The 10,085-nt window shown below is 53.1% G+C and carries 11 protein-coding genes; 10 read left to right on the top strand and 1 reads right to left on the bottom strand.

From position 1 onward, the window contains the following. The first annotated feature begins 101 nt into the window (after positions 1-101). The 9 genes from HOC_RS19295 (at position 102) to HOC_RS23005 (ending at position 7,632) form a co-directional block, all read left to right on the top strand. A complete protein-coding gene (locus tag HOC_RS19295; protein WP_084146479.1) occupies positions 102-1,481 on the top strand; it encodes an aromatic ring-hydroxylating dioxygenase subunit alpha in 1,380 nt (459 codons plus the stop codon). Between the two features lie 114 nt (positions 1,482-1,595). Then, a complete protein-coding gene (locus tag HOC_RS19290; protein WP_045699447.1) occupies positions 1,596-2,159 on the top strand; it encodes an aromatic-ring-hydroxylating dioxygenase subunit beta in 564 nt (187 codons plus the stop codon). An 8-nt stretch (positions 2,160-2,167) separates the two neighbouring features. Continuing rightward, a complete protein-coding gene (locus HOC_RS19285; RefSeq protein WP_034738357.1) occupies positions 2,168-2,494 on the top strand; it encodes a bifunctional 3-phenylpropionate/cinnamic acid dioxygenase ferredoxin subunit in 327 nt (108 codons plus the stop codon). Then, complete coding sequence (locus tag HOC_RS19280; protein WP_051615014.1) at positions 2,494-3,723, top strand: NAD(P)/FAD-dependent oxidoreductase; 1,230 nt, start codon at positions 2,494-2,496, stop codon at positions 3,721-3,723. The genes HOC_RS19285 and HOC_RS19280 overlap by 1 nt, the downstream gene beginning before the upstream one ends. Before the next feature lie 51 nt (positions 3,724-3,774). Further along, a complete protein-coding gene (gene bphC, locus HOC_RS19275; protein ID WP_034738359.1) occupies positions 3,775-4,653 on the top strand; it encodes a biphenyl-2,3-diol 1,2-dioxygenase in 879 nt (292 codons plus the stop codon). A 66-nt stretch (positions 4,654-4,719) separates the two neighbouring features. Further along, the gene (locus HOC_RS19270) at positions 4,720-5,574 is read left to right on the top strand and encodes an alpha/beta fold hydrolase (protein WP_034738360.1); all 855 of its coding nucleotides are present in this window, start codon (positions 4,720-4,722) and stop codon (positions 5,572-5,574) included. A 100-nt stretch (positions 5,575-5,674) separates the two neighbouring features. After that, the gene (locus tag HOC_RS19265; RefSeq protein ID WP_034738361.1) at positions 5,675-5,968 is read left to right on the top strand and encodes a hypothetical protein; all 294 of its coding nucleotides are present in this window, start codon (positions 5,675-5,677) and stop codon (positions 5,966-5,968) included. 169 nt (positions 5,969-6,137) lie between these two features. Then, positions 6,138-6,653 carry a hypothetical protein gene (locus tag HOC_RS19260; RefSeq protein WP_045699449.1) on the top strand — a complete coding sequence of 172 codons (516 nt, stop codon included), beginning with the start codon at positions 6,138-6,140 and terminating at the stop codon, positions 6,651-6,653. A gap of 730 nt (positions 6,654-7,383) precedes the next feature. Beyond that, on the top strand, positions 7,384-7,632 hold the full coding sequence (locus tag HOC_RS23005; protein WP_084146478.1) for an AMP-binding enzyme: 249 nt from the start codon (positions 7,384-7,386) through the stop codon (positions 7,630-7,632). A 127-nt stretch (positions 7,633-7,759) separates the two neighbouring features. Here HOC_RS23005 and HOC_RS19255 read toward each other — a convergent pair whose 3' ends face one another. After that, the gene (locus tag HOC_RS19255) at positions 7,760-8,986 is read right to left on the bottom strand and encodes an IS256 family transposase (protein WP_051625129.1); all 1,227 of its coding nucleotides are present in this window, start codon (positions 8,984-8,986) and stop codon (positions 7,760-7,762) included. A 298-nt stretch (positions 8,987-9,284) separates the two neighbouring features. Between HOC_RS19255 and HOC_RS21965 the strand changes: the two genes are divergently transcribed. After that, positions 9,285-10,042, top strand: a protein-coding gene (locus tag HOC_RS21965; RefSeq protein ID WP_411710416.1) for an IS5 family transposase whose coding sequence is annotated in 2 segments (ribosomal slippage) — positions 9,285-9,629 and positions 9,632-10,042 — 756 coding nt in all. Because the reading frame shifts where the segments join, the coding sequence is not laid out codon by codon here. Positions 10,043-10,085: the final 43 nt, after the last annotated feature.

Here is a 10,085-nt window from a genome sequence, read left to right as displayed (position 1 = left end):
TGATTTTGGAAAGTCCGGACAAGGAAGGCTAATTCTGCCGGCAGGCCTCATATTAAAAATGGAGGCATGGGCGGCTCATGATATCAAGGAAGGTTACAAATATGACGACGGCTAAAACAAAGACGCGCCTGAACATCGGGCACGAACCAAAGGCGTTCGAGAAGAAAAATGTTTGGAATGTCGAGGAGATAACGGCTCTGCTTGACGAAGAGAATGGCACGCTTGATCCAAGAATTTATTCAGATCAGGATCTGTATGAGTTGGAACAGGAACGCGTTTTCGGACGATCATGGATTATGCTCGGGCACGAGACACATGTTCCCAAAGCCGGTGACTTTTTGACGGCCTATATGGGCGAGGATCCCGTCATTCTTGTGCGTCAAAAAGATAGAAGCTTGAAGGTTTTTCTAAACCAGTGCCCGCATAGGGGGATGAGAATCTGTCGAACCGATGGCGGCAACGCAAAATCGTTTACATGCAGCTATCATGGTTGGGCGTACGACATCGGCGGAAACTTGGTGAACGTACCATATGAGTCTGAGGCATTCTGTGAGGACTTCAACAAGGCCGAGTGGGGGCCGGGCCAGGCAAGGGTTGAGACCTACAAGGGCTTGATCTTCGCGAACTGGGATAAAAACGCGCCAAATCTGCGCGAGTATCTTGGCGACGCGACATTCTACATGGACCACATGCTCGATCGAACCGAGGCGGGTACTGAAGTTATCAGCGGCATGCAGAAATGGGTTATCCCATGCAACTGGAAGTTTGCCGCTGAGCAGTTTTGTAGTGACATGTATCATGCCGGAACCGTATCCCATCTGTCCGGTATCGAGGCGGGCCTGCCCGAAGGTATGGAGCTTTCGGATGCGAAGATTCCGACGGTGGGATACCAGTTCAGGGCGAAGTGGGGCGGGCATGGAACGGGTTTCTATGTCGGAGAGCCAGGTATGCTAGTGGCTATCATGGGGCCCAAGATTGCTAAATATTGGACGGAAGGTGAAGCGGCCGCCAGGGCGGAGAGGCGCTTGGGAAGCGCAGAGCGTGCGCGTCAATTGATGGTCCAGCACATGACTGTTTTCCCAACCTGCTCATTCCTTCCCGGTATCAACACCGTTCGAACCTGGCAGCCGAGAGGCCCGAACGAGACAGAGATATGGGCATTTACAGTTGTAGATGCTGATGCTCCTGACGAGATCAAGGAAGAGTACCGCCGTCAGACATTAAGAACGTTTTCTGCCGGAGGCGTATTCGAGCAAGACGATGGTGAAAACTGGGTCGAAATCCAGGCTGTGTTGCGAGGGCATCAGGCTAGGAAGCGCCGGCTCAACATTCAAATGGGAAAAGGTCGTTCTGCTGCCGATAATCCGCATTACCCGGGCAGTATTGGGTATGTGTACAATGAAGAAGCCGCTCGCGGACTCTATCATCAGTGGATCCGTATGATGACTGAACCTGATTGGGACACACTCGGGCCAAAGTAGGGAGGTCTGTGAGCGGATCACCCGTTTCGTAGGCAGAGCGAAGTGCGCTCAACCGATAGTTCTATTAACCCTCGCGAATAACGGGCGCATAAATCGCGCAAATTGGAGATAATTATGCTGAAAGAAAAAGTGGGACCAGAGTCATCAGCGTCGCAGATAAGCACTGCCGCTCTGCTGCTGCAGCATGAAGTTGAGCAATTCTATTATAAGGAGTCTCTTCTGCTTGATCGGCACGAGTTCAACGATTGGTTTGACCTTCTGGACAAGGACATCAGGTACTTTATGCCGTTGAGAACGAATCGCACGAGGCGCGATCAAAAGCTCGAATACTCTAAGGACGGTGAGTACGCGCATTTTGATGATGATCTAGTGATGATGCGTGGGCGGCAGCGGAAATTAATGTCGGATGTCGGATGGTCTGAAAGCCCGGCTTCGCGAACGCGCCACATCATAGCGAACGTCATCATTAACGATGCAAGTGATGATCAGGAAGTTCATGTGACGTCGTCATTTATTCTTTACCGAAATCGTCTGGAACGGCAGGTCGATATTTTTGCAGGAGAGCGAATGGATGTACTGCGCCGCAGTGACAACAAGCTCGGCTTCATGATCGCTAAGAGAACCATACACATCGATCAAAGTACGATTCTCTCTAATAATCTCAGCATCTTTTTCTAGGTATCGTGATGGCTTTTAAGAAAGTTTGCAGCCTAGACGAAGTTCCTGAAGGTGACGCGTTGCGGGTGGAGTTGTTCGACGAACCTATCGCGCTATTCAACTTAGACGGAGAGATCCTCGCGACTCAGGACCGCTGCACACATGGCGACTGGTCGTTAGCGGATGGCTTTCTCGAAAATGGCGTCATTGAGTGTACGCTTCACTGGGGAAAATTCTGTGTGCGGACGGGAAAAGTGAAGGCTCCACCCGCTTGCGCGGCCTTAACTGTTTATCCCGTGAAGGTGGAGGGCAACGACGTCTACGTGGATTTCGAATCTGGTAAGGTCAACGATTGATGCAGAGTTTCGCGATCATAGGTGCGGGTCTGGCGGGGGCGACAGCGTGTCGGTCGCTCAGAGACCAGGGGTTTGAGGGAAAGATTTTCCTCTTTGGCGACGAGCCGTATGAGCCATATGATCGACCCTCTTTGTCCAAGTCTGCTTTAGCGACCAAATCTGCCCCCCCTTTGTTAATGGGTTGTAATTGGAGCGAAGAATTCAGGGTCGAGAAATGTCTGGGAGTTCGCGTTGAAACAATAGACTTGCCCTCGATGCGTATTGAGGTGAGCTCTGGCTCGGACCTCAAGTTTGACAAGCTCCTTTTTGCCACTGGGTCTCGGGCGCGGTCTCTGCGTCTAGATGCGCATAGCGAGACGCCGGGACTTTACTCACTGCGGACACTTGACGATTGCGTGGCTCTACAGGGAGCAATCTCCCCTGGGGCACAAGTCATCATCATCGGGGGAGGCCTCATTGGATGTGAGCTTGCCACTACAATTCAGAAGATGGGTGCAAAGGCGATTATCCTTGAGACTGCCAATGAGCTCTTGTTGCGTGTTCTGGGCAAGACAATAGGCTCGTGGTGTCGAGAGGAATTGGAGGCCATAGGGGTTGAAGTCCACACGGGCGTCTCAATTACTCATGTAGATCTAGACCCCTCGTTCCGGGAAGTACGATGCGGCGACGGAAGAAGATTTTCTGGTGATCTGGCAATCGTCAGCGTTGGTGCGGAGCCGGTCACCGCTTTAGCAGAGCATGCTGGATTGGCGTGCGCGAGGGGCATCATTGTAAATTCAGTTGGTATGGCTTCAAGCGACACGGTGTACGCAGCGGGCGATGTCGCAAGTTGGCCTCTCAGGAGCGGAGGGCGCCGCAGTCTGGAGACTTATCTGAATTCTCAAAACCAGGCGGCTGTGGCTGCGGGAGCAATGCTCGGAAAGGGTGAGCCAGCACCGCAAGTTCCGATTTCTTGGACGGAGATAGCGGGGCATCGGATACAGATGATGGGCGAAGTCACTGGTCCTGGCGATGTCGTCACTCGGGTTGATCCCGGAGGGACCGGAATGACGGTGTGTCGATTGAATGGTGGGGAGCTTCAATCTGTTGTTTCAATAAACCAGCCGGCAGATTTTTCTTTCGCATCAAAAATCATTGAACGGAGGATGCAGGTAGATGCGAAATCAATTCGTGATCCACTCATTCGTATGAAAGACGTTTTCAAATTGGCGGCAAAGACGGTCGCGTGAAGTACAATAAGTACGGATACACACTAAAATCAAAAAGACAGGGAGAAGACAATGAGCGTTAAGAAGTTGGGATATCTGGGTTTTTCTGCATCAAACATTGATGCGTGGCGGGATTACGCAACCGGAACGTTAGGGCTAATGGATGCTGGGACGAGAAATGACACTCTCTTTCTGAGAATGGATTCTCGAAATTGGCGGGTTGCAGTCCATCCAGGTGCGGCAGATGATCTTTTGTATGCGGGGTTCGAAGCTTCGAATCGAGCCGAGATGCTTGAGATCGCTGAAAGACTAAAGGAAATGGGTATCTCCGTCGAGCAGGCCGATTCCAAGCTGTTGGCGCAACGGGGAGTGATTGATTTGGTATCCTGCCTTGATCCGTCAGGGATCAAGATTGAGGTGTATTATGGTGCCAGCGAACTCTACGAAGAGCCGTTTATTTCGCCTACGGGTGTATCTGGATTTCTAACTCAGGATCAGGGACTTGGGCACTATGTCCTGAGTGTTGAAGATATTGAACGTTCTTTGGATTTCTACATCCGTGGACTGGGAATGGAGCTATCCGACATCATCGACTGGCAGGTCAATCCGGACGTGAAGCTTCAGGTGAACTTTCTCCATTGCAACAGGCGCCATCATAGCCTGGCATTAATCCAAGCGCCCGCCTCCAAGAAGTTACACCACTTTATGCTGGAAGTAAGCTCGTTCGATGATGTCGGGCGCGCATATGATCGCGTGTCAGAGAAGAATGAGATCGTGATGACGCTCGGTCGGCACACAAATGACCACATGTATTCGTTCTACGGCGTCACGCCTTCCGGCTTTGCTGTCGAGTATGGATGGGGCGCTCGACCCATCGAGTCAGATTGGTCTGTCGTCCGATATGACAGCATCAGCATGTGGGGACATAAGTTTATGGGCACAGGAGCTTGAGCGGCGCGTCCGCAAAACTGATCCAAATCCGTCCGACCCCCGACGCTGCATTTAGGAGATTCTAGCATGGCCATTCAGATCGTATCTGAAGATACCAACCCAGAGATCGCACGTAACATTGAAGTTCACGGTGTAAAGACGAACTATCATGATCTCGGCGCTGGGAAACCGCTCTTTCTGATTCACGGATCAGGGCCGGGGGTTTCAGCTTGGGCAAACTGGCGATTGGCAATGCCAAATTTTAGTGAGGTGGCCAGAGTAATTGCTCCTGATATGCTCGGGTTCGGATATTCGGAACGTCCGGGAAAAGACTACTATAATATGGAAAGTTGGCTCGACCAGGTTGTTGGGTTGATGGACGCTCTTGATATTGAACGGACCGATCTCGTAGGCAATTCCTTCGGGGGTGCGATTTCTCTTGCGATGGCCATTCGACACCCGGATAGAGTTCGGCGCATTGTTCTGATGGGAAGCGCGGGTTTGGCGTTGGGGCTGAGTGAGGGACTTGACCAGGTTTGGGGGTATTCTCCATCCATTGAAAATATGCGCCGTTTGCTGGATATCTTTGCATATGATCGAAGTTTGGTAACGGATGAGCTTGCTGAACTACGGTACAAAGCAAGCATTCGTCCGGGTTTTCAGGAGTCATTCTCAGCGATGTTTCCTGCGCCTCGGGGGAGATGGCTGGAGCACTTGGCAAGTGATGAACGCGATATCCAGAAAATTCCTCATGAGGTTCTGGTTATTCATGGGCGTGAAGACGTGGTTGTGCCGCTGGAAAATGGCCTGCGGCTGTCGCAGTTAATCAAGAGGTCTCAGTTGCATGTCTTTGGAGAGTGCGGGCATTGGGCGCAAATTGAACATGCTGCGAGATTTGAAAAACTCGTCATGAATTTCATTCAGGAGGCGGAAGAAAAATAGGTGCGGTGCGTCGTTAGTGCGAAACGAAAATATCTAAAATTCGTATGCTGCAATTGACTTAATAATTAAGTTCGAACAAGGACTAAAAAGGAGTGGTAAAATGTTGAAAAAGTTTGCTTTGATTGCCTCTGGTTTTGCGGCCCTGTATTGTGCGAGCGCGCAAGCGGAGGGCCGAGATGATTTGCAGCGCGTCTGCGTAACGGTTTCTGTTGCTGACGGTTTGAGCGAGGAGGAGAGTCAGGATTTTTGTGAGTGCTTAGCAACAGGCGCTGAAGAACAAGGACAAGAGTCCATTGACGAGCTTGTTGAATCGGCAGGAATACCGGATCGGCAAGCGCGCATCAATGGGCTGTCCGAAACGTCTCAGAAAATCGTGGCGGTATGTGCTCCCTAAACAGGTTCCAGTATAAGAGTCTTCGCCTTGGCTAGCTCTGCTTCTGAACAAGCTGTCCGAAGCATGAGTTATTACGCATTCGATTGGTCTTGCCGCTGTGAGGCCGGCTCTCTTCGGGGAAATGTAGACTATTGTTCTTGTGCAGAAAACTTCAATCGGGTCCGGGCGAGTGACTGTTGTCGCGGCATTGGCGAGAAATGCGGTAGGCGATGACAAAGCTGACGTGCCTGTGGGGAGGCTCTCATCTGCCGCCGTCGATATTCTTTTGGGCCTTTATACTGCGCAAACAAGGATGCTTGAGAATGGTTTCCGCAATGACGTAGCAGTCTTGGCTGTATGCACTTTGCTTGCCAATCTGATCGACGGGTTCGTTGCCGCCGAACTTGGTAAGCCGTCCTTGTCTCTCGTTCAGAAAGGCTGGCATCTTCGGAGGCGCGAATTGTTGCTCGCGCGTCCGAACGTCGAATCCCGCAAGGTCGGCGCGGCTGCTAATCGATTGACAAATGATTTTCGCAAAAGCCTCGAAGCATCCGCAGGCGCGAATGGATTAGCCAGAGAGCTAGCAGCTATCTGCCTGGCAGTCATTAGCGAATATCATGAGCGGGGCGAACCGGGCTCGTGCTTCGCTGAAGCCGAGGGAGCGCTCAGCCAACTCATCCGCGCATTCAGTGAAGGTGTTGCTTGACAGAATCAGTATGCGGATAAAGAAGGGGCTGGAGCAACCTCTATTGTTTGAATTCAATCGATAGAAAAGAGACGTTGATAAAGCTCAACCATTGACGGGATCTGACGAAAGTGATCCGGCAAGTGCTTTAGCTATCTTACAATGGTGACGCGCTTACCGATCAAATCTTGGGCTCTTGTACGTATCTAAACAAATCAAAATGGATTTCTCGTGGCCCAGTACCTCGGTAGATGGCGTGCACATGAATTCCTTTAATGGATCGCTCCGGGATGAACGCCAACGGGTTCGTTTCCTTGACCGTAGCAATACAGCTACTTGAGACGTCGAGAATGGACTACAGTGAGAGGAGACCTCATACGGCTCACAATGGGCAATCTCCTGCCGAGTTTGCCCGCAACGTCGGCCTGTGCCATGCTGGCAAGGCCAAAATCGCTGCTGGATTTTAACACCAAGGCCGGACTACCAGAGCCAAGCACTTCATCGCTGCTGTATTTTAGCACCACGACTGGGCCACCAGAGCCAGGCATTTCAGAAACCGCCAACTCTAACTTTACGGGTGGACCAGTCCGATTGGGCAAGCGAGGAAGACATGACGACAAGCGCCTAGTTCCGATGCCAGAGTGATGACATTTGCGGTTTACACGTGGTGCCAACGAGCCTTGTTTTTAATACGGAAAACCTGATGCGGTTTACAGAGAACTCCATGTAAAATAAGAAAAAGTGCGTCGTTTTGAACGATGGGGTCACGCGTGCAGAGGAAGAAATTACGAGAGAAATCGTAAACTTGGTGAGAACCGAAATTGGTCCGGTAACTGCCTTCAAGCGCGTCATCGTTGTCGATCAACTTCCAAAAACAAGGTCGGGAAAGATTCTACGGAGAACGATCAAGAGCATTGCGGAGTCGCAAGACTATGTAGTTCCGGCGACGATCGATGACCCGCAGGTATTGAATGATATCACTTCAGCCATTGCTCGGTAGGCGCGTATCCGGCCTCACCACAATGGCAAATGTCTTGGCGGCCCACGGATGAGTAATTTTTGAATCTGGAATTGACACCAGAAAGGTAACCGTCCGGGGTAGTGTCCAGATTCTTTCGCACTTTCGATCATGCGACGGCGGTTCCATTGGGTTGAAGTTTCATCTCGTGTAGGGGCTGCATGTTCATGTATCTTCGTGTGCTCCACTCGGTTCCGGCGATGTGTCGCAATCGGGCAGCAGCAAGGTTCAGGCAGGATTTGCCGTCCGGAAACGCGCCGACGACCTTTGTACGCCGACGGATTTCCTTCATCAGGCGCTCCAGCGGATTGTTGGTGCGCAGCTTGATCCAATGACTGTCCGGGAAGGCGTAGAAGGTCAGCGTCTCCTGGATGCGTTCTTCGAGCAGATCAGCGGCCTTGCCCATGCGCTGACGGCGCAGCTCGGCGATGACGGCCTCGGCTTTCTCTGTCGCTGCTTCCCGGCTCTCCTGGGCATGGATCGCCTTCAGCATGTGGGCAACTTCGCGAACCTTCGTCGCCGGCACGTGGCTGAAGACATTGCGGTAGAAGTGGACAATGCAGCGCTGCCAGCGTGCGTCGGGCAGGTACTCAGCGACGCTCTCGATCAGGCCCCTGCAGGCATCTGAGACGATAAGCTCGACGCCGGACAGACCACGGTCGACCAGATGGCGCAGGAAGCCTGACCAGCCAGACTTGTCTTCTTTCGCGCCCTCACAGATGCCAAGCACCTCCCGAAAGCCTTCTGAGGTGACCCCGATCGCCACAAGCAGCGACACGTTGCGCACTTCGCCCGCCCAGCTCGTTCGGCGGGTGATCGCAGTGCGATCACTGATCCGCCTTACCATCACGATACCGTCGAGGTAAATGTAAGGATGGTCACCTTCGATCGGTGCGTTCCGCCAGGCCTCGATCTTCGCATAGATCTTCTTGTTGAGGTTCGACACTGTCGAGGGCGACACCTTGGTGCCCCACAGGGCTTCGGTGATGTCTTCGACCCGCCGGACTGAAACACCGGCCAGGTACATCTCGATCAGCGCTTCCTCTACGCTGCTCTCACGCCGACGGTAACGCTCGATGATGGCGGTCTCGAAGGTCTTCTGGCGCAGCTTCGGCATCTTCAGCTTCACTTCGCCAGCCTTGGTCTGCAGGCCGCGCTCGTAGTGGCCGGCGCGCGTGTCCTTGCGGGCCTCACTGCGCTGGTAGCGATCAGCCCCACACAAGCCGTCCGCCTCAGCATCCAGCATCGCGTTCAGGGCTTCTTCCACCGTCCCGCGAACCATCTCGCCCAGGTGGTCCCTGATCCGGGCCTCATCGATGTGGATCACGTTCCCCATCGGCGTGTCTTCTCTCTCGTCCATTGTCGATCCTCTCAGTCTGAAAGGAACCAGCCGAAAAATCAAATGTGCGAAAGATTCTGTACGTATCGGCCTTCACGGACGCACAGAGACAATTTTGATTTCTGATTTCGGAAAAAATCATGCAACAAAGAAGCTCACAATTCTTGACTGTCGGCTCTGCCCGAATTCACGCCGTGTGCGAAGGCGAAGGCCCACTAGGGTCCGGACCCATAAAAAGGATTCCTGATCAGCCTGGATCATGATTCACTGCCTTCGTTTCAGGAGGCAAGTGGTAATGTCTGATTTCTTTTGGTTTTCCGATGAGCAATGGGCGCGGATCGAACCGCTCCTGCCGACAGATACGCGCGGGATGGCGCGGGTTGATGATCGCCGCGTCCTGTCGGGGATCGTCCACGCCCTGAAGAATGGCGGGCGTTGGACTGATTGTCCCCGCGAAGTCTACGGGCCGAAGAAGACGCTCTACAACCGCTTTGTCCGCTGGGCCGAACGCGGGGTCTGGGAGGACATTTTCGCTGCCCTAGCCGGCGCTGAGGATGTGCCGGGCAGGGTGTTCATCGACAGTACCTGCATCAAGGTTCACCGCTGCGCAGGCGGCGGAAAAGGGGGGCCTTGGCGCATGGTATCGGCATCACCAAAGGCGGCCGCAACACAAAGCTCCACGCCGTCTGCGATGGACACGGCCGCCCGCTCGTCATGATGCTGACGCCCGGAAACGTGCATGATTGCAAAGTAGCAGAGGCGTGCCTGACGGCCCTTCCGCCGACCGCTCATCTCGTCGCCGACAAGGGATATGACAGCCAGAAGCTGCGCGAGTGGCTGGAAGATCGCGGCACCGAGCCCGTCATCCCGCCCCGGTCAAATCGAAAGGTTCAATATGCTTATGACAAGGCCATCTACCGCGAGCGAAACGTCATCGAGCGCATGTTCTGTAGGCTGAAGGACTGGCGGCGCATCGCAACACGATTTGACCGAAACATCACCAACTTCATGGCGGCGATCGCGCTTGCAGCAGCCGTCATCTGGTGGCTGTAATGAGTCCGGACCCTAGTCATACTCGTTCACGGCTTTCCGGAGT

The sequence above is a fragment of the Hyphomonas oceanitis SCH89 genome, from assembly GCF_000685295.1.
Classification (GTDB): Bacteria; Pseudomonadota; Alphaproteobacteria; order Caulobacterales; family Hyphomonadaceae; genus Hyphomonas; species Hyphomonas oceanitis.
This window is presented reverse-complemented; position numbering and strand designations above follow the sequence as displayed.

What these genes read in the sequence shown, in the direction of transcription:
- HOC_RS19295 (WP_084146479.1), top strand. Translation starts at nt 102, where the DNA reads ATGACGACGGCTAAAACAAAGACGCGCCTGAACATCGGGCACGAACCA.
- HOC_RS19290 (WP_045699447.1), top strand. Translation starts at nt 1,596, where the DNA reads ATGCTGAAAGAAAAAGTGGGACCAGAGTCATCAGCGTCGCAGATAAGC.
- HOC_RS19285 (WP_034738357.1), top strand. Translation starts at nt 2,168, where the DNA reads ATGGCTTTTAAGAAAGTTTGCAGCCTAGACGAAGTTCCTGAAGGTGAC.
- HOC_RS19280 (WP_051615014.1), top strand. Translation starts at nt 2,494, where the DNA reads ATGCAGAGTTTCGCGATCATAGGTGCGGGTCTGGCGGGGGCGACAGCG.
- bphC (WP_034738359.1), top strand. Translation starts at nt 3,775, where the DNA reads ATGAGCGTTAAGAAGTTGGGATATCTGGGTTTTTCTGCATCAAACATT.
- HOC_RS19270 (WP_034738360.1), top strand. Translation starts at nt 4,720, where the DNA reads ATGGCCATTCAGATCGTATCTGAAGATACCAACCCAGAGATCGCACGT.
- HOC_RS19265 (WP_034738361.1), top strand. Translation starts at nt 5,675, where the DNA reads ATGTTGAAAAAGTTTGCTTTGATTGCCTCTGGTTTTGCGGCCCTGTAT.
- HOC_RS19255 (WP_051625129.1), bottom strand. Translation starts at nt 8,986, where the DNA reads ATGGGGAACGTGATCCACATCGATGAGGCCCGGATCAGGGACCACCTG.